Annotated in this window: 21 protein-coding genes; 3 read left to right on the forward strand and 18 right to left on the reverse strand. The window is 68.8% G+C overall.

Features of this window, described 5'->3' with window-relative positions; translation table 11 throughout:
* Window positions 1–74 precede the first annotated feature (74 nt).
* Window positions 75–1,106 carry a methyl-accepting chemotaxis protein gene (locus ASG59_RS01850; protein ID WP_277996088.1) on the forward strand — a complete coding sequence of 344 codons (1,032 nt, stop codon included), beginning with the start codon at window positions 75–77 and terminating at the stop codon, window positions 1,104–1,106.
* Between the two features lie 7 nt (window positions 1,107–1,113).
* On the opposite strand, the gene ASG59_RS01855 is transcribed toward ASG59_RS01850, so the two are convergent.
* Window positions 1,114–2,406, reverse strand: coding sequence for a nicotinate phosphoribosyltransferase (locus tag ASG59_RS01855; protein ID WP_056406735.1), 1,293 nt, complete (start codon window positions 2,404–2,406; stop codon window positions 1,114–1,116).
* Window positions 2,407–2,675: 269 nt separating this feature from the next.
* Here ASG59_RS01855 and ASG59_RS01860 point away from each other — a divergent pair, with 269 nt between their 5' ends.
* Window positions 2,676–2,882: a hypothetical protein gene (locus ASG59_RS01860; protein ID WP_055884498.1), complete on the forward strand. Its 207-nt coding sequence runs from the start codon at window positions 2,676–2,678 to the stop codon at window positions 2,880–2,882.
* A gap of 12 nt (window positions 2,883–2,894) precedes the next feature.
* On the opposite strand, the gene ASG59_RS01865 is transcribed toward ASG59_RS01860, so the two are convergent.
* The 10 genes from ASG59_RS01865 to ASG59_RS01910 all read right to left on the reverse strand — a co-directional run bounded on the left by ASG59_RS01865 (window position 2,895) and on the right by ASG59_RS01910 (window position 13,051).
* A complete protein-coding gene (locus ASG59_RS01865; RefSeq protein WP_056284573.1) occupies window positions 2,895–4,469 on the reverse strand; it encodes a SpoVR family protein in 1,575 nt (524 codons plus the stop codon).
* The gene (locus ASG59_RS01870; RefSeq protein ID WP_056406615.1) at window positions 4,466–5,767 is read right to left on the reverse strand and encodes a YeaH/YhbH family protein; all 1,302 of its coding nucleotides are present in this window, start codon (window positions 5,765–5,767) and stop codon (window positions 4,466–4,468) included. Before ASG59_RS01870 ends, ASG59_RS01865 begins: the two co-directional genes overlap by 4 nt.
* Window positions 5,768–5,852: 85 nt before the next feature.
* Window positions 5,853–7,799: a PrkA family serine protein kinase gene (locus ASG59_RS01875; protein WP_056406617.1), complete on the reverse strand. Its 1,947-nt coding sequence runs from the start codon at window positions 7,797–7,799 to the stop codon at window positions 5,853–5,855.
* 333 nt (window positions 7,800–8,132) lie between these two features.
* The gene (locus ASG59_RS01880; protein ID WP_055884513.1) at window positions 8,133–8,570 is read right to left on the reverse strand and encodes a hypothetical protein; all 438 of its coding nucleotides are present in this window, start codon (window positions 8,568–8,570) and stop codon (window positions 8,133–8,135) included.
* Between the two features lie 218 nt (window positions 8,571–8,788).
* Window positions 8,789–9,307, reverse strand: coding sequence for a MerR family transcriptional regulator (locus tag ASG59_RS01885; protein WP_056406619.1), 519 nt, complete (start codon window positions 9,305–9,307; stop codon window positions 8,789–8,791).
* Window positions 9,308–9,313: 6 nt separating this feature from the next.
* Entirely contained in the window at window positions 9,314–9,634 is a 321-nt protein-coding gene (locus tag ASG59_RS01890; RefSeq protein ID WP_055884521.1) for an integration host factor subunit alpha, read from the reverse strand.
* 96 nt (window positions 9,635–9,730) lie between these two features.
* Window positions 9,731–10,708: a beta-ketoacyl-ACP synthase III gene (locus ASG59_RS01895; protein ID WP_056406622.1), complete on the reverse strand. Its 978-nt coding sequence runs from the start codon at window positions 10,706–10,708 to the stop codon at window positions 9,731–9,733.
* A 28-nt stretch (window positions 10,709–10,736) separates the two neighbouring features.
* On the reverse strand, window positions 10,737–11,771 hold the full coding sequence (plsX, locus tag ASG59_RS01900) for a phosphate acyltransferase PlsX (RefSeq protein WP_056406623.1): 1,035 nt from the start codon (window positions 11,769–11,771) through the stop codon (window positions 10,737–10,739).
* 168 nt (window positions 11,772–11,939) lie between these two features.
* Complete coding sequence (locus tag ASG59_RS01905; RefSeq protein WP_056406625.1) at window positions 11,940–12,482, reverse strand: DUF177 domain-containing protein; 543 nt, start codon at window positions 12,480–12,482, stop codon at window positions 11,940–11,942.
* Window positions 12,479–13,051, reverse strand: a complete 573-nt coding sequence (locus ASG59_RS01910) for a ubiquinol-cytochrome C chaperone family protein (RefSeq protein WP_056406627.1) — start codon at window positions 13,049–13,051, stop codon at window positions 12,479–12,481. Before ASG59_RS01910 ends, ASG59_RS01905 begins: the two co-directional genes overlap by 4 nt.
* Window positions 13,052–13,247: 196 nt before the next feature.
* On the opposite strand from ASG59_RS01910, the gene ASG59_RS01915 reads away from it, so the two are divergent.
* Window positions 13,248–13,745, forward strand: coding sequence for an outer membrane protein assembly factor BamE (locus tag ASG59_RS01915; RefSeq protein ID WP_056406630.1), 498 nt, complete (start codon window positions 13,248–13,250; stop codon window positions 13,743–13,745).
* Between the two features lie 66 nt (window positions 13,746–13,811).
* Here ASG59_RS01915 and ASG59_RS01920 read toward each other — a convergent pair whose 3' ends face one another.
* The 7 genes from ASG59_RS01920 to ASG59_RS01950 all read right to left on the reverse strand — a co-directional run bounded on the left by ASG59_RS01920 (window position 13,812) and on the right by ASG59_RS01950 (window position 22,319).
* Entirely contained in the window at window positions 13,812–14,507 is a 696-nt protein-coding gene (locus ASG59_RS01920; protein WP_347379667.1) for an HAD hydrolase-like protein, read from the reverse strand.
* 17 nt (window positions 14,508–14,524) lie between these two features.
* A complete protein-coding gene (locus ASG59_RS01925) occupies window positions 14,525–16,423 on the reverse strand; it encodes a PAS domain S-box protein (RefSeq protein ID WP_056406632.1) in 1,899 nt (632 codons plus the stop codon).
* A 346-nt stretch (window positions 16,424–16,769) separates the two neighbouring features.
* Window positions 16,770–17,861 carry an alkene reductase gene (locus ASG59_RS01930; protein WP_056406633.1) on the reverse strand — a complete coding sequence of 364 codons (1,092 nt, stop codon included), beginning with the start codon at window positions 17,859–17,861 and terminating at the stop codon, window positions 16,770–16,772.
* Window positions 17,862–18,032: 171 nt separating this feature from the next.
* On the reverse strand, window positions 18,033–19,028 hold the full coding sequence (thiL, locus tag ASG59_RS01935) for a thiamine-phosphate kinase (protein WP_055884554.1): 996 nt from the start codon (window positions 19,026–19,028) through the stop codon (window positions 18,033–18,035).
* 7 nt (window positions 19,029–19,035) lie between these two features.
* Window positions 19,036–19,548 (reverse strand): transcription antitermination factor NusB, encoded by a 513-nt coding sequence (gene nusB / locus ASG59_RS01940; RefSeq protein WP_055884558.1) that lies wholly within the window; start codon window positions 19,546–19,548, stop codon window positions 19,036–19,038.
* A 4-nt stretch (window positions 19,549–19,552) separates the two neighbouring features.
* On the reverse strand, window positions 19,553–20,068 hold the full coding sequence (gene ribH, locus ASG59_RS01945) for a 6,7-dimethyl-8-ribityllumazine synthase (RefSeq protein WP_055884561.1): 516 nt from the start codon (window positions 20,066–20,068) through the stop codon (window positions 19,553–19,555).
* A 319-nt stretch (window positions 20,069–20,387) separates the two neighbouring features.
* Entirely contained in the window at window positions 20,388–22,319 is a 1,932-nt protein-coding gene (locus tag ASG59_RS01950) for a HAMP domain-containing methyl-accepting chemotaxis protein (RefSeq protein ID WP_082528572.1), read from the reverse strand.
* Window positions 22,320–22,664 lie beyond the last annotated feature (345 nt).

Consider the following 22,664-nt stretch of genomic DNA (forward strand, 5'->3'; position numbering starts at 1 on the left):
GCGACCCCGTGGCTGGACTGACGATCTCGAGGGAGGACAGGGCGGCGCGTTCGGCCGGGGCGGCTCCCGCCGGGGTGAGCATCCGCGGCATCGCCGAGGAGATCGGCGAGATCAAACGGATCTCGTTCGACAAGAGCCGCCGCATCCAGGGCATCACCGGCCAGGTCAAGATGCTGGCGCTCAACGCCCTGATCGAGGCGGCGCGCGCCGGCGAGATGGGGCGCGGCTTCTCCGTGGTCGCCCAGGAGGTGCGGGCGATCGGAGCCGAGATCGAGGTCATCGCCAAGGCCCTCGAGGATGAGCTCTCGGACAGGATCGCGGGGCTCCAGGGCCGGTTCGAGAGCCTGTCGCAGGCGTCCGAGGACGCCCGCCTCACCGACCTCGCCCTCAATGCGGTCGAGTTGATCGACCGCAATCTGTACGAGCGCACCTGCGACGTCCGCTGGTGGGCCACCGACACCGCCATCGTCGAATGCGCCGCCGCGCCCTCGCCGGAACGTATCGCCTACGCCATGGAGCGGCTCGCGGTCATCCTCGGGGCCTACACGGTCTACCTCGACCTGTGGTTGTGCGACCTCGACGGCCGGGTCGTCGCCCATGGCCGCCCCGACCGCTATCCCGGCCTGACCGGGCGAAGCGTGGCGGGCGAGACCTGGTTTCGCGAGGCGATGGCCCTGCCCGCCGGCGATGCCTACGTCGCCGGCGACGTCGCCCGGCAGGGCCTGCTCGGCGGCGCCCAGGTCGCCACCTATTGCGCCGGCATCCGCGCCGGCGGAAGCGCCACAGGTCGGCCGCTGGGCATCCTCGCCGTCCATTTCGACTGGGAGCCGCAGGCCAAGGCCATCGTCGAGGGCGTGCGCGTGAGCCCCGAGGACAGGGCGCGCACCCGCATCCTCCTCGTGGATGCCGACAGGCGCGTCCTGGCCGCCTCCGACGGCAAGGGCGCCCTCACCGAGACCCTGGCCTTCGCCCCCGGAACGCAGGCGAGCGGCGCCGCGCGCAGCCCGACCTCCGGCGCGGTCACTGCCTTCCACCGCACGCCCGGCTACGAGACCTATGCGGGGCTCGGCTGGTACGGCGTCATCGTGCAGACGCCGCCCGCGTGAGGAAGGTTCAGACCACGACCGGCATCGCCGCCAGTTCGCCGACACCGAACACCCGCCGGTAGCGCGCGATCTCGGCCTCGGGCCCGATCGCCTTCGAGGCATTGTCCGAGATCTTCACCGTCGGCCGGCCGTTGGCGGCGATGACCTTGCAGACGATGGAGATCGGGTCGAGGCCGCCCTGCGGCGCCAGCCCGCGGAAATCGTTGGTCAGAAGGGTGCCCCAGCCGTAGCCGATCCGCATGCGCCCGTGGAAATGGGCGTGGATCGCCTCGATGGTGGAGATGTCGAGGCCGTCGGAGAAGATCGCCAGTTTTTCGCGCGGGTCGCAGCCCCGCGACCGCCACCAGGCGATCGCCTCCTCGCCGCCGGCGATGGGCTCCTTCGAGTCGATGCGGATGCCGGTCCAGGCATCGATCCAGTCCGGGGCCTCGGCCAGGAAGCCGGTGGTGCCGTAGGTGTCGGGCAGCATGACGAGGAGATTGCCGGCATAATCCTGCTGCCAGTCGGCGAGCACGTCGTAGGGCGCGCGGGCGAGCGCCGCGTCACCGTCCGCGAGGGCCGCATAGACCATCGGCAGCTCGTGGGCGTTGGTGCCCACCGCCTCGACCTCCCGGCGCAGGGCGATGAGGCAGTTCGAGGTGCCGAGGAAGGCCTCTCCCAGACCCTCGCGCATCGCTTCGACGCACCAGTCCTGCCACAGGAATCCGTGCCGTCGCCGGGTCCCGAAATCCGCGATCGACAGACCGGGCAGGCGCTTGAGGCGCTCGATCTTCTCCCAGACCCGGGTCATGGCCCGCGCATAGAGGATCTGCAGGTCGAATTTGCCGAGGCTGCGCAACACGCCGCGCGAGCGCAGCTCGTTGAGGATGGCCAGCGCCGGCACCTCCCACATCGTCGTCTCGATCCACGGGCCGTGGAAGGTGAGGACGTATTGCCCGTCGCGGGCCTCGAGCTCGTACTCGGGCAGGGAGAAGCCCTCGAACCACTCCATGAAGTCGGACGAGAACATCTGCCGGCGACCGTAGAAGGTGTTGCCCCGCAGCCAGGTCGACTCGCCGCGGCTGAGGCGCAGCGAGCGGGCGTGGTCGAGCTGCTCGCGCAAGGCGCCGGCATCGACGAAATCGGCGAGCCGGACGCTGCGGCTGCGGTTCTGGATCCCGAAGGTCACGTCGGCGTCGCGGTGTCGCCGAAAGATCGTCTGTGCCATCAGGAGCTTGTAGAAATCGGTGTCGAGCAGCGACCGCACCACCGGGTCGATGGAAAAGTTGTGGTTGTGCACCCGCGTCGCGAGATCGAGCATGTGGCCGGTACCGCTCATGCGGAGCCCCTCGCCCGCCTCGGCCAGAGGCGCACGAGGCCGAGGGCGGAGTCAACCGAAGGCCGCTTCGCTGCAGGTCGTCGCCGGCCGCGCCAATTCGGGGCGGTTGCCGGGAGGCGAGCCGTGCGGCATCACGGAACCGTAGTCGTTGCGAGGGATCAGGATGGCGCGGGCATGACGATCACCGAGCGACCGCCGGCGACACCGACTCGGGCTGCGCCGGGGTGTCGCGTGACCGGCGTTGCTCGCCCATGTTGACGGTGCTCCTCGGCCTCGCGCTGCTCGCCGTCCTCGTGCTCATGCTGGTGCGGCGGCGCGACATCGGCCGCCTGACCTCGCTGGCGACGCTGATCGCAGGGGTGATGGCCCTGCTCTGGCTCATCGACAGCGGGCTCCTGCCCGGCTCGCAGGGGCCTTTGACGCCGGCCCGGCCGGACACCCTGCTCGATGCCCGCTGACGGGCGCGGCCCTCAGAAGAAGATCGGCCGCGCGCTGGCGTTGTGTTCGGCCAGGACTGCATCGGTGGCCGGATCGATCTCCCTGAGCACGGCGTCGTAACCCCACAGATCGGCGAGATGCTGGAGCACGCGCTTGGCGTCGTCCTTCTGCAGGGTGATGCGGTTCAGGGCCTTGTGGTGGAGGATGAGGCGGCGGTCCCCTTCGAGGTCGACGTCGATCACCTCGATGTCGGGGTCGAGCCAGGCGACGTCGTACTGCCGGGCGAACGAGCGGCGCAGCTTGCGGTAGCCGCGCTCGTCGTGGATCGCCGCCACCCGCAGCTCGGATTCGTCGGGGTCGTCGACCACGTGGAACAGGCGCATGTCGCGCATGAGCTTGGGGCTGAGAAACTGCGCGATGAAGCTTTCGTCGCGGTAGTTCGCCCAGATATCGCGCAACGTCGCCATGGCGTCACCGGTGCCGGCGATCTCGGGGAACCACTGCCGGTCCTCGTCGGTGGGCTGCTCCACGATGCGGGCGATGTCCTGCATCATGGCGAACCCGATGGCGTAGGGGTTGTGCCCGCCGTAGCCGCGTTCGTTGTAGTTCGGCTGGCGGATGACGTTGGTGTGCGACTGCAGGAATTCGAGATAGGCCGCTTCGGTGATCAGCCCCTTCTCGGAGAGGCTATTCATGATCCGGTAGTGGCAATAGGTCGCGCAGCCCTCGTTCATTACCTTGGTTTGGCGCTGGGGATAGAAGTACTGCGCCACCAGGCGCACGATCCGCAGGATCTCGCGCTGCCAGGGTCGCAGGCGGGGAGCCGCCTTCTCCAGGAAGTAGAGGATGTTCTCCTGGGGCAGTTCGAGCAGTGCCTTGCGCCGCTCCATCGCCACGTCGGGCCGGACGCCGGCGACCTTCTGCGGCAGGGTCCGCCACAGGTCGTTGTAGATCTGCTCGCCGTGCTCCAGCCGCTCGCGCTCGCGCCGCTGTTCCGAGGCGAGGTCGGGGCGCTTCTTGCGGGGATAGCGGTGCACGCCCTGGCTCATCAGGGCATGGGCGGCATCGAGCACCTGCTCCACCGCCTGGTGGCCGTAGCGCTCCTCGCAGCGGGTGATGAAGCCCTTGGCGAAGTCGAGGTAGTCGAGAATGCCTTCCGCGTCGGTCCACTGCTTGAACAGGTAGTTGTTCTTGAAGAAGTGGTTGTGGCCGAAGGCGGCGTGCGCGATGACGAGCGTCTGCATCGTCGCCGTGTTCTCCTCCATGACGTAGGAGATGCACGGATCGGAGTTGATGACGATCTCGTAGGCCAGCCCCATCAGGCCGCGGCGGTAGCCGGCTTCGTGCTGGGCGAAGTGCTTGCCGAACGACCAGTGCTTGTAGAACAGCGGCATGCCGATCGAGGCATAGGCGTCGAGCATCTGCTCGGCGGTGATGATCTCGATCTGGTTGGGGTACCACGACAGCCCGAGCGCAGCCGCCTCGGCCTCGCAGGCGTCGTGGATGCGCCGGATGGTGTCGAAATCCCAGTCGTTGCCGGTGAACAGGGGTTGCTGCGCACCTGAGATGTTTCCACCCGAGACGTGTCTTGGTGCCGTCCCCGTCATGCCCCCGCCTCCGTACGTGCATCCTTGCGCCCGAACAGTTCGCGGAACACCGGATAGATCTCGCGCCGGTGGTTGACCTTGCGCATCGCGATGGCGCCACCGGATTTCGCCAGGGCCTCGTAGGTGCGCCACAGGGTGGTGCGGTGCTCGACGAAGCCGGCCCGCGGGCCGTTCTCGTCGCCGACCTCGAGGTAGGCGAAGTGCTGGCAGGCCGGCAGGATGTGGGCGCGCAGGAGGTCGGTGGCGGTGGGCGCGTCGCTCGAGACGTTGTCGCCGTCCGAGGCCTGCGCCGCGTAGATGTTCCAGTCGTTGGGGTCGTAGCGTTCGGTGATGACCCGCTTCATCTCCACGAGCGCCGAGGACACCAGCGTGCCGCCGGTCTCGCGCGAGCCGAAGAACGTCTCCTCGTCCACCTCCGTCGCCTTGTCGGTATGGCGGATGAAGACGATCTCGACGTGGCGGTAGCGGCGCGTCAGGAAGATGTGCAGCAGGATGTAGAACCGCTTGGCCAGGTCCTTCATGTGCTCGGTCATCGAGCCGGAAACGTCCATGAGGCAGAACATCACCGCCTGGGCCACCGGGCGCGGGTAGGTCTCGAAACGGCGGTAGCGCAGGTCGAGGGGGTCGACGTAGGGGATGCGCTTGGCGCGCTCGCGCAGGGCCTCCAGGGCGAGCCTGAGATCGGGCAGGCCGGGGTCGGTCTCGAAGGCCTCGGCGATCTGCGCTTCCAGGGCCGCGATCTCGTCGGGCTTCGGGCGCTTGAGGGCGATGCGCCGCGACATCGAGTTCCGCAGGGTGCGGGTCAGGGCGAGGTTGGCGGGCGAGCCGGAGACCGTGTAGCCGGCCCGGCGCAGGCCCTCGGTCTCCACCACGGAGAGGCGCCGCTTGGCGAGGTCGGGCAGCTCGAGGTCTTCGAGGAAGAGTTCCAGGAACTCGTCGCGGGTGAGGACGAAGCGGAACGCGTCCTCGTTGTTCTCGTTGCCGTCGCCGCCCTCCCCCGAGCCGCCGCCACCCGATCCGCCGGGTGGGCGCTCGATACGGTCGCCCTCCACGTAGGTCTTGTTGCCCGGCAGGATATGGTCCTGCAACCCGCTGCCGGACTGGCGGCTGAAGCGCGGTTCGCGCACCCCGTCCACCGGCACGGTGACGCGGCCGTCCTTACCGAGATCCTTGATGTCCTTCTCGCGCGCCGATTCTCGCACTGAACGCTGCGCCATGTCCTTGATGCGGCGCAGGAAGCGCTGACGGTTGGGGAGGCTCTTGCCTCCCGGATTGAGTCGACGGTCGACGATGTGCATACGGTCTCTTCGCCCTCGCCCCAGGAGTGCCGCGGGTCCCGGTTGTCCGGACGGTCCCCTGCAGGGAGCCGTCCGGAGGCCGTCCTCATCCGGCCTGCTTCACGCGCATGTACCATTCGACGAGGCGGCGAACCTGCCGCTCGGTGTAGCCGCGCGCCACCATGCGCTCCACGAACTCGCCGTGCTTCTTCTCGGTGTCGCCGTCCTTCTTGGAGCCGAACGAGATGACGGGCAGCAGTTCCTCGACCTGGCTGAACATGCGCCGCTCGATCACCTCGCGCAGCTTTTCGTAACTCGTCCACGACGGATTTCGGCCGCCGTGCTGCGCCCGTGAACGCAGGGCGAACTTGACGACCTCGTTGCGAAAATCCTTCGGGTTGGCGATGCCGGCCGGCTTTTCGATCTTGGTGAGCTCCTGGTTGAGGAGTTCGCGGTTGAGGAGCTGGCCGGTCTCGGCGTCCTTGAAGTCCTGGTCCTCGATCCAGGCGTCCGCGTAGTCGATGTAGCGGTCGAACAGGTTCTGGCCGTAGTCGTGGTAGGACTCGAGATAGGCCTTCTGGATCTCGTGCCCGATGAACTCGGCGTAGCGCGGCGCCAGTTCGGTCTTGATGAATTCGAGGTAGCGCTTCTCGGTCTCGGGCGGCAGCTGCTCGCGGCGAAGGGCCTGTTCGAGCACGTACATGAGGTGGACGGGGTCGGCGGAGACCTCGGTCGTGTCGTGGTTGAAGGTCGCCGCCATCACCTTGAAGGCGAAACGGGTCGAGATCCCGTCCATGCCCTCGTCGACGCCGGCGGAATCCTTGTACTCCTGCATCGAGCGGGCACGGGGATCGACCTCGCGCAAGCTCTCGCCGTCGTAGACCCGCATCTTCGAGAAAGCATTGGAATTGGCATGCTCGCGAAGGCGCGAGAGCACCGAGAACCGAGCCAGCATTTCCAGTGTGCCCGGTGCGCAGGAAGCCGCCGACAATTCCGAGCCGGAGACAAGCTTTTCGTAGATGCGCTGCTCCTCCGTCACCCGCAGGCAGTAGGGCACCTTGATGACGTAGATGCGGTCGATGAAGGCTTCGTTGTTCTTGTTGGTCTTGAAGGTCTGCCACTCGGACTCGTTCGAGTGGGCGAGGATGATGCCCGTGAAGGGAATCGCGCCGATGTTCTCGGTGCCGACGTAGTTGCCCTCCTGCGTCGCCGTCAGCAGGGGGTGGAGCATCTTGATCGGCGCCTTGAACATCTCGACGAATTCGAGGACGCCCTGGTTGGCGCGGTTCAGGCCGCCCGAATACGAATAGGCATCGGGGTCGGCCTGGCTCAGGGTCTCCAACCGCCGGATATCGACCTTGCCCACCAGCGAGGAGATATCCTGGTTGTTCTCGTCGCCCGGCTCGGTCTTGGCGATGGCGATCTGGCGCAGGCGCGACGGCCGGACCTTGATCACCTTGAACTGCGAGATGTCGCCGTTGAACTCGTCGAGGCGCTTGAGGGCCCAGGGGCTCATCAGGCCGGTGAGGCGCCGGCGCGGGATGCCGTAGAGCTCCTGGATCTCGGCCCCCATCACCTCGGGGTCGAACAGGCCGAGCGGGCTCTCGAACACCGGCGAGACCTCGTTGCCGGCCTTGAGCACGTAGACCGGATGGACCTCCATCAGGGCCTTGAGGCGCTCGGCCAGCGAAGACTTGCCGCCGCCGACGGGGCCGAGCAGGTAGAGGATCTGCTTGCGCTCCTCCAACCCTTGCGCGGCGTGGCGGAAGAACGAGACGATCCGCTCGATCGTCTCTTCCATGCCGTAGAATTCCGAGAAGGCCGGGTAGACCCGGATGGTGCGGTTCATGAAGACGCGGCCGAGGCGGGCGTCCTTGGCGGTGTCGACGAACTCCGGCTTGCCGATCGCGTCGAGGATGCGCTCGGCGGCGGAGGCGTACATCAGGGGTTCGTCGCGGCAGGCCTCGAGATAGTCGGAGAGGCTCATCTCCGTATCGCGGCGGGCCTCGTAGCCCCGTGCAAAGCTCTGGAAAAGGTCGTTCGTCGACGGCATGGGCTCTCCGATCCCCTCACGACATTCGCAGCTTCATCCTGTCTGGCCTCTGATGCAACTGACAGGCCCAGATTTGTCGCAGTGCGATGGAGGCCGGGACACCCCGTGTGATGACGGCCACACGGGGCCGAATTTGGGCCGAGCGCCCGAACCACCGGGCCCGGCCGCCGGTGCCTGGCTTCCTCTCGCACGACCTCTCGAGGGCGGCCGTGTCGGATCGCCGGCCCATCGCTCGCCGGCCTATCGCGGAGGTGCACGCCTGACGCCCTGCCCGCGATCGAATGGGAGCGAGGCCGGTACGGTTCCCGGCCTCACCCCCTCCGTCCGTCGTCCTCAGAGGTCGGTCCCCTCCTTCTTGGCGTCGCCGCCCGTCTTGGCGGCGGCCGGTCCCACCGTGATCTTGATGGTCTGGGTCTGCACCTGGCCGTCCGAATCCTTGATGTCGACCACCACCTCGTCGGCGCCGGTGTAATTCGCCTTGGCCTCGTAGAAGACGGCCTGGACGGCGGCGTCCTTGCCCGGGCAGCGATAGCTGGCGGGCGTCTTGATCTTGCCAACCTTGGTGACGAGCGACCCGTTCTTGGGGGCCCCGCTCACCCGGATCTCGGGCATCGGGCCGGCCGAGCAATCCTTCTTCAGGTTCGGGACGATGGCGAGCCTGACCGACTTGCCGCTGGCCACGCTCTCGCTGCGGGTGACCGTGGTCTGGGCGAAGGCGGGGCCCGACAGGGCGAGGCCTGCGAGGAGGATGGCGGACGAACGGATCAACATCGGGATGACACTCCGGTGCGGGCGCGCCGATGAGATCCGGAGTGTCCCGGCCAGGTCGCGCCCCAACACCCGTGATGTGGGGAGCGCGAGGGGGAGCGTCGAGGGCCGTCCGCTCTGCGGCGGACGATGATCGGTTGGGCAGGCTGCCCTCCGCCGAGGCACGGATGCCCGAGGTCGACGGAAGACTCGAGGCAGATTGCCTCGGAACCGGGCGGGAATCACGATTCCGCGGTAACGTCCGGCAGCATCAGGTCCGGCAGATCCATCTCCGGCGGGAGCCGCAGGGCGACGAGCCTGTCGCGGCAGACCTGAAGATCGGCGAGCACGTCTTCCAGGAGGGCGCGGTCCGTGGCGGTCATGGACGTGGGGGCGTCCGGCCCATCCTCGCCGGTGTCCGCGTCGCGCACCGCCGGCGCCGCCGCTTCGGCCTCGCCGCGTCCGATCGACTGGACGAAGCGCACGCCGCCTTCCTTCAGGATGCGCTGAGCGCCGCGGATGGTGTAGCCCTGCCCGTGCAGCAGGCGCTTCACGCCCTTGATGAGATCGACGTCCTCCGGCCGGTAGTAGCGGCGCCCGCCTGCGCGCTTGACCGGCTTGATCTGGGTGAAACGCGTCTCCCAGAAGCGCAGGACGTGCTGCGGCACGTCGAGGTCGTCGGCGACCTCGCTGATCGTGCGGAAGGCCCCGGCGCTCTTCTCCGATCCGTCAACGCCATCCCGGGTTGCCGCCAGCGCCATGGTCGCTCACTCCTCGTCGTGATCCGCCGCGCCGTTCATGCCGTTGATCCGGGCCTTGAGCACGTTGGAGGGCTTGAACACCATCACCTGGCGCGGCTCGATCTCGACTTCGACGCCGGTCTTCGGATTGCGGCCGATGCGCCGGCCCTTGCTGCGCACCACGAACGATCCGAACGAGGACAGCTTGACCGTTTCTCCCTGCGCGAGGCAAGCGCAGATTTCGGCGAGCACCGTCTCCACGAGGGCCGAGGATTCGGTGCGGGACAGGCCGACTTGCTGATAGACGGCCTCGCTCAGATCGGCGCGTGTGACCGTCTTCCCACTCATGAATCCGTCCCCGGGCCGTTTCTACGTTTGACACGTATCTCTATGATCGGACACGCTAATCGCCCGCCCGGCCCGGGTCAACAGAAAGCCTTGGCCTTACCAGCGGATCAGCGCGGCGCCCCAGGTGAACCCGCCGCCGATAGCCTCGATCATCACGAGGTCGCCGTGTTTGATCCGCCCGTCCTTGCGGGCGACGTCGAGCGCCAGCGGAATCGAGGCCGCCGAGGTGTTGCCGTGCCGGTCCACGGTCAGCACCACCTTGTCGCGGGCGATCCCGAGCTTGTCGGCCGAGGCTTCGATGATGCGGCGGTTGGCCTGGTGCGGTACGAACCAGTCGAGGTCGTCCGCGGTCGTCCCGGTGGCATTGAAGGCGTCGAGGATCACGTCGGTGACCGAGCCGACGGCGAATCGGAACACCTCCTTGCCCGACATCCGCAGGTGCCCGGTGGTACCGGTCGAGCCGGGACCGCCGTCGACGTAGAGTTTGTCGCGATGGCGGCCATCGGACCGCAGGCTGGAGGCGAGCACGCCGCGGTCCGCGATCGTCCCCTGCCCGTCCTGAGCTTCGAGCACGATGGCGCCGGCGCCGTCGCCGAACAGGACGCAGGTGGTCCGGTCCTCCCAGTCGAGGATGCGCGAGAAGGTCTCGGCGCCGACGACCAGCGCGCGCCTGGCCGAGCCCGAGGTCAGGAACTTGTCGGCGGTGGCCACCGCATAGACGAAGCCGGCGCAGACGGCCTGAAGGTCGAAGGCGAAGCCCTGGTGGATGCCGAGCGCCGCCTGGATCTGCGTCGCCGTCGAGGGAAAGGTATGGTCCGGCGTCGAGGTGGCGCAGATCACGAGATCGATGTCGTTGGGGGTCAGACCCGCATCGTCGAGGGCGGCCCGCGCCGCCCTTGCGCCCAGGACCGAGGTGGTCTCGCCGGGGCCGCAGAGGTAGCGTTGCCGGATACCGGTACGCTGGACGATCCAGTCGTCGGAGGTGTCCACGGTCTCGGCCAGCGTGGCGTTGCTGACGCAGCGCGACGGCAGCGCCGAGCCGCCGCCCACGACCACGGAACGCAGGATCGTCATCGCATCCGCTCCTGCATCGGGGGCGCCCTCACGCCGAGGCCGCCGTCGGCGTCAGGTCGAGCATGTCGCGGATCGTGCGCATGAGGTCGTGACGGGCCATGTCGTGGGCCAGGTCCACGGCGGCCGCAAAGCCCTGCGCGTTCTCCGAGCCGTGGCTCTTGATGACGATGCCCTCCAGCCCGAGGAAGACGCCGCCGTTGGCGCGGCTCGGGTTCATCTTTTCCCGCAGGGCCTTGAATGCCTGGCGGGCGAAGAAGTAGCCGATCCTGGCCGAGAGCGTGCGGCTCATGGCGGCCCGCAGGTAGGTGCCGATCTGCTTGGCCGTGCCCTCCGCGGTCTTCAGGGCGATATTGCCGGTGAAGCCCTCCGTCACCACGACGTCGACGGTGCCGAGGCCGAGATCGTTGCCCTCCACGAAGCCATGGTAGGTCAGCCCCGGCAGCGGCGACTCGCGCAGGATGCGGGCGGCTTCCTTGACCGCCTCGTTGCCCTTCTTCTCCTCGGTGCCGACGTTGAGCAGGCCGACGGTCGGCGTGTCGAGGTCGAACACGATCCGGGCCATGGCCGCGCCCATCAGCGCCATCTCGACGAGGTGCTCGGCGTCGGTGCCGATGGTGGCGCCGACATCGAGCACGACGCTCTCGCCGCGCACCGTCGGCCACAGGCAGGCGATGGCGGGGCGCTCGATGCCCGACAGGGTCTTCAGGCAGATCTTCGACATCGCCATGAGCGCGCCGGTGTTTCCGGCCGAGACCGCGGCATCCGCCTCGCCGTCCTTGACCGCCTGGATCGCCCGCCACATCGACGACTTGCCGCGCCCCGAGCGCACCGCCTGGCTCGGCTTCTCGTCCATGGCGATGGAGACGGTGGTGTGGCGGATCTCGACGGCGCCCTTCAGGCGGGGCTCGGCCGCCACCAGCGGCGCCAGCACGGCCTCGTCGCCGAACATCAGGAAGGTCATCTCCGGATGTCGCTCGCGGGCGAGGCCCGCGCCGGGGACGACGGTCGCGGGACCGTGGTCGCCGCCCATGGCGTCGAGGGAGATGCACACGCGTTGTGACATGACGGGTCCGGCCGGTGGCCTCGTGCGAAGGGGTGCCCCGGTCGTCAAGGGCGGGATGGAGGCGCCGCATCGTGCGGGGCCCTGCTCGGCGGGGCGGAAAATAGCGATCCGGGCCCACCGGGCAAACGAAATCTGCGGTGCCTGGCGCGCGAAGCCCCGCGCCGGCCCTCAGTCCTGCCGCCCCGGAGGCTGCCCGAGGGGATCGAACGGTCCGGGCTCGGCGTCCTCGATCACGGGGGTGAAGGCGATGCCGGGCTTGCGCGGATAGGGGTCGAGGCCCAACGCCAGGAACTCGGCGGTGAGGGTTCCGAAATCGATGGTGTTGCCGACGATGGGGTCGGGCACGTCGACCTCCTCCGCATCGGTGCCCGCGAGAATGTCGGTGTCGGTGAAGACCACTTCCGCGGGCTCCGACACCGGCGCCTCGAACGGATCGAGGCTCACCGTGCAGGTCTGGGTGACGAGCGCCGTCACGGTGCCGGTGACGATCAGGCGCGAGGACGGGCCGGCGACGCGAAACCGCCCGACCAGGTCGCGGATCGCGGGGATCTTGAAGTCGGCCGCCAGCGCCAGGCATTCGGCGGGTGTCGCCGTCACGATCACCTCGCTGCCCTCCTTGCGCAGGCGATCGACGCGGGTCGGGCGCGAGAGCGGGCCGGGCTTGGGGTCCCTGCTCCGGTCGTGGCGTGGCGGGTGGTCGTGACGTGTCATGGCGCACCCGTCTGGTCGGTGAAGGCGTCGGGCGAGGGGAAACCAGGCCCCGACGCCAGCAGGGCGTCGAGGTCCGTCCCCTCCAGGGCGGCGGCCGCGGCCAGGACATAGCGTGCCAGGCCGGCCCCGTCCCCGGGTTCGGGAGTGCCGATGACGTTGCGGGCCAGCGCCGTAGCGAGCGCCTCACCGTCCTTGGTCGCCAGGTCCTTGGTCGCCAGGGCGGCGCCGTAGGTCTCGGCCCGTCCGTAAAAGGCGGCACCGAGCTTCTTCATGCGCTTGGGCACGCCGAAGTCGCCGACGCCGAGTTCGCGCAACGACGAATCGAGCTGCAGGAAGACCGCATTGACGAGATCCTGCGCCACGTCGGCGGCGGGCTCGGGCAGCGTCTCAAGGCGCCGCAGCACCAGGATGACGTGCAGGCACAGGCACTCGAACCGGCCCTCGACCGTGTCGGGCACGCCGAGGCCGGTATAGAGCCCGGGCTGGCGCGAGGCGTCGTTGATGCGCCGGTGCAGCGTCTCGACGGCCAGCCCCCGCGGCGCCTCACGCTTGAACAAGCGCCAGATCACGATCGGGTCCCCTGCCCGCAATGGTGGGTCCATCGCGCCTGCGCTTGGGCGGAGGGCTGTGTCCGGGCTTGCCTTGTCAAAACCATAACCCCGCGGTACGGCAACGAACGGTCAAGGTGCAAGGGCTCCCGGTCGTCACCGGGTTACCTGCACCGCACCGAAGATGCGTTCAGTTGTTCAAGATCAAGGGTGGTCGATGTCGCGCCGTCTCGTTTCGTCGCTCGCCCGTTTCGCTATCGTCGGTCTCGTCGGTATCGGGGTATCGGGCTGCATCGGTGAGGATATCCGCCACGGATACCAGATCGATCAAGCCGCGCTCGCCACCGTGAAGCCCGGGATGAGCGCCGAGCAGGTCCTACAGATCCTCGGCACGCCGTCGACCGTTTCCACCGTTGGCAACAAGTCCTGGTACTACATCACCCAGAACACCCGCCGCACGGTGCTGTTCCTCGGTGAGCAGGTCGAGGACCAGAAGGTCACCGCAGTCTATTTCAACGCCGGCTTCAAGGTCGAGCGCGTGGCGCTGTACGGCCTCCAGGACGGCCGGGTGTTCGACTTCATCGAGCGGACGACCCCGTCCAGCGGCGCCGACCGCGCCTTCCTCAGCCAGCTCTTCCGCGGCCTCACCCGCTACGAGCCGTTCGGCAGCGGCAGCGGCACCAGCATCGTCCCGGGCGCCAGAAGCGGCCTCTGATCCGTCCCGTCGACGGGACGACGCGAGGGTTCGACGCCCTCCCGTCGTCGTCGCCGGTTTGGCGCGTCACTGCGGGATAACGGCCGCCGGGATGTCGGTCGGTTTCGTGAAGACGAAGGCCGGGTGTCGCGCCTCCAGGGTATCGGCCCGCGTATAACCCCAGCTCACCGCCGCGAAGTCGCAGCCGGCCGCCGTGGCCGCCTCGTGATCGCGGATCTCGTCGCCGACATAGAGTGTCGCCGTACCGGGCTCGCCCGCCCGCCGGACCGTTTCGGCGAGACGCTTGGCCTTGCCGAACAGCGAGGCGCCGCAAGCAAAATACCGGATCGTTTCCGCGAGTTCCGGCCCGAGCACCGTGCGGATCGTGCCCTCGCCGTTCGAGCTGACGACGGCCAGTGGAATCCCGGCTCCGGCCAGTGTCCGCAGCATCGGCGCGATGCCGGGAAACAGCCCGATGTCGGCGCGATCGCGCACCGCCAGCGCCTTCATGTGCCGGCTGACGAAGGGAAGCTTCCAGGCCGGGATGCCGAGGTGGCGAACGATGGCCCGCGCATCCATGCCGCGCATCGTATGGAGGTCGGCTTCCGCGACGCCCCGGAAGCGATAGCGGGCGGCCACGTCGTTGAGAACGCCACAGAACCAAGGGAAACTGTCGGCCAGGGTCCCGTCGAAATCGAACGCCACGAGACCGTAGGGCCGCGCCGAAGCCGGGCGTAGTCCGTGGGCGAGGTCGTCGTCGCCGCACCGCGCCATCGGGCTCATGCCCGTCCCGAATTCGGTCAATGCCGCAGGTTGGCCGCGGGAACGCCCAGGTGCATGACGAGGCCTCCCGGCGCCCAGTCGTGGTGCAGGGTGCCGTCGAGTTGTCCGGCGACGCTGCGTTCGGCCAGCAGGGTGCCGAAGCCCCGCCGCGACGGCGGGCCGGTCACCACCGGACCGCCGGTCTCGGCCCAGGTCAGTTCGTAGGTCCCGTCGACGAGGCGGCCCGTGAGGGTGACGCGCCCCGCCGGCGTGGACAAGGCGCCGTACTTCATGGCGTTCGTGGCCTGCTCGTGCATGATCAGGGCGAGCGCGGTTGCCGAACTGTCGCCGATCGCGACGTCGTCGCCCTCGATCACGACGCGGGCGCGGCCCTCGTCGCTGTAGGCGGCCATGATAAGGCGCATCAGGCCGAGAACGGTCTGATCGCCCACCGAGGGCGCGCTGGCCGGCGAGTGCGGGCGGACGTATTCGTGCGCCTGCGCCAGGGCACCCAGGCGCAGGCGGAACGCCTCGACGAAGGGCTTGGCGGTGGGGTCACCCCGCCCGGACAGGGCGGCGATGCCGCCGACCACGGCGAAGATGTTCTTGATTCGGTGGGACAGTTCCTTGATCAGGAGATCGCGGGCTTCCTCGGCGCGTTTGCGCTCGCGCAGGTCGCGAGTCACGGTGGCGTAGCCCATCGGCACCCCGTCGTCGTCGTGGACGGGGAAGACGGTGCACAGGACGGCGATCTCCTCGCCTGTGACGACGTGGCTGAACGTCAGTTCGCCTTCCCACCAGCCCTCGCGCCGGACCGCGGGCAGGACGACCGCCTCGATCGTTGTCTGGCTCGATGGCGTGAAGTAATCCCGCAGTTCCATGCCCGTCACGGCCTGACGGTCGGGCAGGCCGACCAGGCGTCGGCCCGCGGCATTGACGTGCAGCATCGCCAGGGAGGTATCGGCGATGCCGATGAAATCCTTCGATTGCTCGACGATCGCGGCGAGCTTGCGGGCCTCGCCCTCGGCCCGCTTGAGATCCTCGATATCGGTGCAGGTCCCGAACCACCGCTCGATGCGGCCTTCGGCGTCTCTCAGGGGCATCGCCCGGCCGAGCGTCCATCGGTAGGCGCCGGACCGGTGGCGCAGGCGGTATTCGACCTCGTAGGGCTCGCCGGTGGCGAGGCTGTGGCGCCAGCGCGACCACGCCCGCTCCTGGTCGTCGGGGTGGAACACGCCGTTCCAGCCCTCGCCGTCGGTGGAGCCGACCGGCACGCCGGTGAACTCGTACCAGCGGTCGTTGTAGAAGTCGTGGAAGCCGTCCGGCAGCGTGGTCCAGACCATCTGCGGCATAGCCGCGGTCATGACGCGGAACCGGCGCTCGCTCGCGGCCAGTTCCGCTTCCTGCGCGGCCACCTCCTCGCGGATGCGCCGGGTCTCGATAAGGGTGGCGACCTGGCGCGCCAGGGCGCACAGTACGTCGGCCTGGATGTCGGTGAGCCCGTCGGGGCGCGCCGCGGCGTCGAGGATGCACAGGCTTCCCAGCGGCAAGCCACCGGAGGTGCGGATGACAGCGCCGGCGTAGAAGCGCAGGGCCTGGGGGCCGGTCACGAAGGGGTTGTCGCGCGTGCGGGGGTCGAGGGTCAGATCGGGGATGACGAGCAGCGCCTCGCTCTCGATCGCATGGGCGCAGATCGAGACCTGTCGTGACGTCTCCGCCTCCGGGAAGCCAACGCGGGCCTTAAACCACTGGCGGAATTCGTCGACCAGGCTGACGAGGGCAATCGGCGCACCGGTGACGCGGACCGCGATCGCGACGATGTCGTCGTAGACCGATTCCGGACCGGTATCGAGAATCTTCAGGTCGCGCAGATGCGCGAGCCGATCGTTCTCCGCCCAATGACAGACAGCCGATAGACAGGGGTCGTTCGAACTCAAACCTCTGAACCCTCGCTGGACAACCGTCCATAGGCCCGAAATGCGGCCTGCGATAGCTTCACTTGCGGTCGAGCTTACACGAGTCGCCGCGCGCTGAATGGAGGGCTAGACCAAATGGCGTAGGTCCGGCGCCATCGTTAGCAAAACGGTCACCAAAGTCCGGCCGTCATTGTACGAAACGATACAATAACGGCCGGGTCGATCACCTCATACCATTTCCGGGTGATCACTTCGTGATGCGGACATGGGCGTCGCTCAGGCGCCGCGCGGGCTCGGTGATACGGTTTCCGCTTGGATCAAGCGGGAACCGTATCACGTGGTCAGGGCGACGCCCGGACCGGTTGGTTCAGGCCGCGTCGGCCCGTCCCAGGATCGGGTAATCGACGTAGCCCTCGGGTCCCTGGCTGTACCAGGTCTTGGCATCGTCCTTGTTGAGGGCAGCGCCCTCCGCCAGTCGCTTCGGCAGGTCGGGGTTTGCGAGGAAGGTACGACCGAAGGCGATGGCATCGGCCTCGCCCGCATCCAGCGCGGCCTGCGCCCTGGGGCCGTCGTAGTCGGAGTTGAGCACCAACGGACCGCCGAAGGCACGCTTGATCGCCGGGGCCACGGGCGGGCGGTTGGCGGTGCCGAAGGTGCCGTTCGGGCCGGGCTCGCGCAGTTCGAGGAAGGCGATGCCGACCTCCGCCAGGGCAGCGGCCGCGGCGGTGAACAGGGCCTCGGGGTTGGAATCGTCGACGCCCTGGATCTCGCCGTTGGGCGACAGACGCACGGAAACTCGCTCCTTGCCGATGGCGTCGGCCACAGTCCTGGCGACCTCGGCGAGCAGCCGGATCCGGTTCTCGACCGACCCTCCGTAGCGGTCGTCGCGCAGGTTGGTGCCGTCGCGCAGGAACTGGTCGATGAGGTAGCCGTTCGCCGCGTGGATCTGGACGCCGTCGAAGCCGGCCGCGATCGCGTTGCGCGCGGCGCGGTCGTAATCCGCCAGGAGCCGCGGGATCTCGTCGAGGCCGAGCGGACGCGCTTCTTCGTAAGGCTTCTTGCCCTCATAAGTATGGGCCTGGTCCGGTGCGGCGGTCGCGGAGGCCGAGACCGGCTTCTCGCCGTCGAGGAAGGCCGGGTGCACGATGCGGCCCATGTGCCAGAGCTGGCAGATGATGCGGCCGCCGGCGCCATGCACGGCGGCCACGACCGGCTTCCAGGCGGCGACCTGCTCGTCGGTCCAGATGCCGGGGCAGAACGGCCAGCCGGTGCCTTCGCGGCTGATGCCGGTGGCCTCGCTGATGATCAGGCCGGCGCCGGCGCGCTGGGTGTAGTATTCCGCCATGATCGGCGTCGGCACGTGCTCGCGGGTGGCCCGGCCGCGGGTCAGCGGAGCCATGAGGATGCGATTGGGAGCGTCGATCGCGCCGAGGCGGATCGGATCGAACAGTGACGGCATGAAAGGGATTCTCGCGTTCTTGCGTGTCGAGGGTGGGGACGCGCGCGATCGTGGGCGGGCGTCGTCCCATGCGGGATCACATGGGGCCGCGCGTCGTCCGCACCAGCCGCTGCGGGTCGGCAAGCGGTGCGTCCGCGCACATCGGCCTGTGCCGGCGGCGGCCGGATGTCGTCAGAAGTGGCTGAAGGACCCGGTCGCGAATCGCCGTTGGCTACCGTCTGGAAAGAGGAAGAGCGGCCGCCCCGCCCCGGCCGTCACCGTTCCGATGACGGCCATCGCCACATCCGCCGCCCTGGCGTCGGCCAGAAACGCCGTCAGCGCGTCCGGCGGCACCGCGCACAGGATCTCGTAGTCGTCCCCCCCCGTCACGGCGAGGTCGTGCAGACGGGGATCGCGGACCACGGCGGCGCGGGCGGCCGGCGAGAGCGGCACGTCGGCCATGGCGACGACCGCGCAGCGTCCCTCGCCGGCAAGCATCTTGGCGAGGTCGCCGGCCAGACCGTCCGACACGTCCATGGCCGCCCGCGCATGGCGGCGCAACGCCGGCGCCAGCGCGAGGCGGGGTCGCGGATGCCGGTAGCGGTCGACGAGGGTGGCGACCGAGGCGTCGTCGAGGCCCGCGGCCCAGGCCGGGCGCTCGCCGCGCGCCAGAGGCAGTCCGAGTGCCGCATCGCCGATGGTGCCGGTGACGCACAGGCGATCCCCGATCCGGGCCGTCATCCGGCGGACCATGGCCCCGGCCGGAACCTCGCCCAGGGCCGTTACGCCGACGAAGGCGGGCCCCGTGGTGCGCACCGTGTCGCCTCCGAGCAGCGGACACCCGAACTGCGCGATGGCCCGGCCCAACCCGGCGGCGAAATCGGCGAGCCAGGCCTCGGTCCAGGCCTCGGGCAGCCCGAGGTTGACGACGAACCCGCACGGGGTCGCGCCCTTGGCGGCGAGGTCGGACAGGTTGACGCCCATCGCCTTGCGGGCCACCGAGGCGCCGGCGTCGTCGGGAAGGTAATGGATGCCCGCCACCACCGTGTCGGTGGTCACGACGAGGTCGTACCCCTCGCGGGGCGTCAGCGTGGCGGCGTCGTCGCGCAAGCCGTCGGCGCCAGGTCCGGCCAGAGGCGCGAAATAGCGCGCGATCAGCCCGTCCTCGCTCGGCCGCTCCCCCGCCACCGTCCCCTCAGCCCTTGGCGGTGCCGGGCAGGGTGGCACTTCCGGGCAGGCCCGCGAACTCGATGCCGCGCACGTCGCGGGCGACCTTGTCGAGGACCGCATTGACGAGGCCGGGTTCGTCGCCGCCGAAGAAGCTATGGGCGACGTCGACGTATTCCGAGATCGCCGCGCGGGCGGGGACGTCGCGGCGGAACATCAACTCGTAGGTGCCCGCCCGCAGGATCGCCCGCAGCACCGCCTCGATGCGCTTGAGCGACCAGCCGGCGGCCAAAGCCCGGTCGATCTGCGGATCGATGGCACGCTGCTCCTCGACGACGCCGCGCAGGAGATCGCGGAAGAACGCGATCTCGGCGGGCGGATGATCGATGCCTTCGACCTCGCGGCCGATCCAGAAGGCTTCGAACTCGGCCAGGGCCTCGATCACGCCCTTGTCGGAGATCTCCATCTCGTAGAGCGCCTGGACCACGGAGAGACGCGCGCCGCTGCGCTCGTTGGTCCGGGTATTCTGGGGCTTGGCCATGGGGCTAGTCCTCTCCGACGGAGGCTGCGGCCGCGGCGCGCTTGAGCGCCAGCACCGCGAGGGCGGCCTCGGCGGCGCCGCCACCCTTGTTCATCTCGGCGACGCGGGCGCGGGCCTCGGCCTGGGCCTGCGTCTCGACGGTGAGGATGCCGTTGCCGAGCGGCAGTCGCAGCGTCACCGACAGGTCCATGAGCGCGCGCGCGCTCTCTCCGGCCACGATGTCGTAATGGCCGGTCTCGCCGCGGATGACGCAGCCGAGCGCCACCGCCGCATCGTAGGGCTGGCCGGCGCGTGCCGCCGCTTCGATCAGGATGGCGATGGCGGCGGGGATCTCGAGGGCGCCAGGCACCGTCACCACCACCGCCTCGGCCCCGACCCGGTCGATGGCCGCCTGCGCGCCCGCCAGGAGCTCGTCGGCGAGCCCATCGTAATAGCGTGCTTCCACCACGAGGACGCGCGCGCCTTTCAGAGCTTCCGCGAGGCCAGGGTCGCTTTTGAATGTCTGGGTCGCAGATACCATGCCGGCCTCGTCGCTGATGTTGGTCCCGGGGGCGTTCCACCGCCCCGGGTTCGGCGCGAACGAGCCCGTCGCGCACACGACCCCCGAGGTCTCGTCCGCGGCCTGCCCGATGAGCCTCGACGGCTCGTCGGACTCCTTCTTGCGAGGGATCGGGACGCCGCAGCACTAGACCGAAGGCCGGCGGCTCACAAGCGCGGGACCGGTGCAATCGGCCGGCCGGCGTCATTCCGGGTCCCCTGAGCGATCGGCCTGCCCGGACGCGAGCGGCGACCGCCCGTTTCCGGGAGGCCGCCGTCCACCTTCTTTGCGTCTGCCGCTCTCAGGCCGCGCGGATGTCGGCGAGGAAGCCGTCGACCTCCTCCTTGACGGTGAGCGACTGCGTCGCGAGTTCGGCCGCGGCCATGAGCACCTGCTGGGCCGCACTGCCGGTCTCGCTCGAGGAGGCGAGGACGCGGGCGACGTTCATGGAGACGTCCTGAGTGCCGCGCGCCGCCTCGGAGGCGTTGCGCGAGATCTCGTTGGTGGCCGCGGTCTGTTCCACCACCGTGGAGGCGATCGTACCGGTGATCGTGTTGACGGTGACGATGGTGCGGCCGATCTGCTGGATCGCCGTGAGGGCCAGACCCGAGGCGGCCTGGATCGCGGCGATCTGGCTCGAGATCTCCTGGGTCGCCCGCGCCGTCTGCCCGGCGAGCTCCTTGACCTCGGAGGCGACCACGGCGAAGCCCCGGCCCGCCTCCCCGGCCCGCGCGGCCTCGATGGTGGCGTTGAGGGCCAGGAGGTTGGTCTGGCCGGCGATGCTGGAGATCATGGTGACGGCCTCGCCGATCTTCTCGGCTGCGGCGGCCAGGTCGGTCATCGCCCCCGTGGTCGCCTCGGCCTCCTGCGCGGCATGGCCGGCGACCTCGTTGGAGCGCTGCACCTGACGCTCGATCTCCTGGAGCGAGGCCACCATCTCCTCGGCCGCCGACGCCACCGTCTGCACGTTGGCCGACGTCTCCTCGGCGGCGGCACTGGAGGCCATGGCCTGGCCGTTGGTGCTGTCGGCGACCCCCGTCATCGAACGGGCGGTGGCGTCGAGTTCGGTGGCGGCCGACGTCACGATCTCCAGCGAGCCGGCGATCCGCCCCTCGAAGCTGCGTACGAGCTGGTCGACACGGTCGGCCCGGCGCTGGCGGGCCGACTGCTGGGCGACCTGCTCGGCCTCCAGTTCGATCCGGGCAATGGCGTTGCGACGGAACACGTCCACGGCCTTGGCCATGTCGCCCATCTCGTCCACGGCGTCCTGCGAGGGAACATCGACCGCCGTCTCGCCCGAGGCGAGCCGGCGCATCGCGGCCGTCATCCCCGAGATCGGCAGGATGATGCTGCGCGCGATCGCGAAGGCCAGACCGACACCCAGCGCCAGGATCAGGCCGATCAGGCCGAGCTGGACGGTCTTGGCCGTCGACATCGTGGCGTTGCTCTTCTCGACGAGATCCTTGAGCGTCGCTTCGAGTTTGGTGCGCACCGCGAGCCCGGTCGCATAGATCGTGTCCACCTGCGGCGTCAGCGTCTTGTCGTAGAACTCCTCGGTCGAGACGATCGCTGCCGAAGTCGCGCCGAAGTTCGCGCCATAGCCGGCCAGCGCCTCTTCGATCGTCTTCACCACCCGGATCTGGGGCGTCGCAGCGTAGAGGGCACGCAGCTTCTGGATCGTCAGCTTCGCCTTTTCGAAATTCGTCGCGAAGGTCGCCGGGCCCTTGGCATCGTTCGTGGCCAGGAACCGCCAGGCACTGACCCGGACCAGGAGTACGGCGCTTTCCACCTCCGCCGCCGCCGCGACGCCATCGGCATCCCCGGTCGCGCGGAACTCGGTCACGAGGGCATTGGTGGCCTTGGTGAGGTTGTCGCCGGCCGTGAACAGCTTGGCCTTGTTTTCACGAATCTGGGTCCCGAACTCGATCAGCTTGGGCAGATTGCCGATGAGGCTCACCGTCTCGTCGCGGATGGCGGCATAGGCAGCCCGACGTTCCTCACTGAGAGCCCTCTCCGCCAGACCGTCCCCGGTCTCCTTGATCGAAGCCAGGGTGGCGGTCATGCCTGCAGCCCGTTCCGGGGTCGGTGTCGTGCGAAACTGAGCGCTCTGGGCCATGAGCCGGTCGGTGAGTCCGTTGACCGTATAGAGTTCGCGCGCGGCCCGCTCGATCCGGGCCCGTGTCGCGAACGTCGCGTCGAGATCGTCGAGCTGGCTATAGGCGAAGCCTCCCATCGCGCCTGCAAGAATGACAAGCGCAGAAATACCGCCATAGAGGCGCGAACGGATACCGAGTTTCATAAGCGTATCTCGACGAGAGAGGCTGAGTTCGCAGCCCGTTGCCTTGGCTGCACATCCGTCTCGTGAGTCGAGCGGCGCCTCGACACGGTTAATAGCGTCGCATTAAGGATCGATGAAGAGATATATTGATAAAGTCATGACCAGCGCTCGACAGACCAATCATATACAAAATGCAAAATCTGAAAAAGCCGGCGAGCGTTAAAGCTCATCGGTCGCGCCGAGGTGTCGAGGGCGCGGCCTTGCCCCGAGCGGTCGAGTGACAAGGCGGCGCTCACCACG

It is taken from the genome of Methylobacterium sp. Leaf466 (assembly GCF_001425565.1).
Taxonomy (GTDB): domain Bacteria; phylum Pseudomonadota; class Alphaproteobacteria; order Rhizobiales; family Beijerinckiaceae; genus Methylobacterium.

Coding starts and splice junctions, on each gene's coding strand:
- ASG59_RS01890 (WP_055884521.1), bottom strand. CDS start 9,634: ATGAGTGGGAAGACGGTCACACGCGCCGATCTGAGCGAGGCCGTCTAT.
- ASG59_RS01950 (WP_082528572.1), bottom strand. CDS start 22,319: ATGGGAGGCTTCGCCTATAGCCAGCTCGACGATCTCGACGCGACGTTC.
- ASG59_RS01915 (WP_056406630.1), top strand. CDS start 13,248: ATGTCGCGCCGTCTCGTTTCGTCGCTCGCCCGTTTCGCTATCGTCGGT.
- ASG59_RS01875 (WP_056406617.1), bottom strand. CDS start 7,799: ATGCCGTCGACGAACGACCTTTTCCAGAGCTTTGCACGGGGCTACGAG.
- ASG59_RS01905 (WP_056406625.1), bottom strand. CDS start 12,482: ATGACACGTCACGACCACCCGCCACGCCACGACCGGAGCAGGGACCCC.
- ASG59_RS01895 (WP_056406622.1), bottom strand. CDS start 10,708: ATGACGATCCTGCGTTCCGTGGTCGTGGGCGGCGGCTCGGCGCTGCCG.
- nusB (WP_055884558.1), bottom strand. CDS start 19,548: ATGGCCAAGCCCCAGAATACCCGGACCAACGAGCGCAGCGGCGCGCGT.
- ASG59_RS01885 (WP_056406619.1), bottom strand. CDS start 9,307: ATGGCGCTGGCGGCAACCCGGGATGGCGTTGACGGATCGGAGAAGAGC.
- plsX (WP_056406623.1), bottom strand. CDS start 11,771: ATGTCACAACGCGTGTGCATCTCCCTCGACGCCATGGGCGGCGACCAC.
- ASG59_RS01860 (WP_055884498.1), top strand. CDS start 2,676: ATGTTGACGGTGCTCCTCGGCCTCGCGCTGCTCGCCGTCCTCGTGCTC.
- ribH (WP_055884561.1), bottom strand. CDS start 20,068: ATGGTATCTGCGACCCAGACATTCAAAAGCGACCCTGGCCTCGCGGAA.
- ASG59_RS01930 (WP_056406633.1), bottom strand. CDS start 17,861: ATGCCGTCACTGTTCGATCCGATCCGCCTCGGCGCGATCGACGCTCCC.
- ASG59_RS01855 (WP_056406735.1), bottom strand. CDS start 2,406: ATGCTCGATCTCGCGACGCGGGTGCACAACCACAACTTTTCCATCGAC.
- ASG59_RS01865 (WP_056284573.1), bottom strand. CDS start 4,469: ATGACGGGGACGGCACCAAGACACGTCTCGGGTGGAAACATCTCAGGT.
- ASG59_RS01920 (WP_347379667.1), bottom strand. CDS start 14,507: ATGAGCCCGATGGCGCGGTGCGGCGACGACGACCTCGCCCACGGACTA.
- ASG59_RS01880 (WP_055884513.1), bottom strand. CDS start 8,570: ATGTTGATCCGTTCGTCCGCCATCCTCCTCGCAGGCCTCGCCCTGTCG.
- ASG59_RS01870 (WP_056406615.1), bottom strand. CDS start 5,767: ATGCACATCGTCGACCGTCGACTCAATCCGGGAGGCAAGAGCCTCCCC.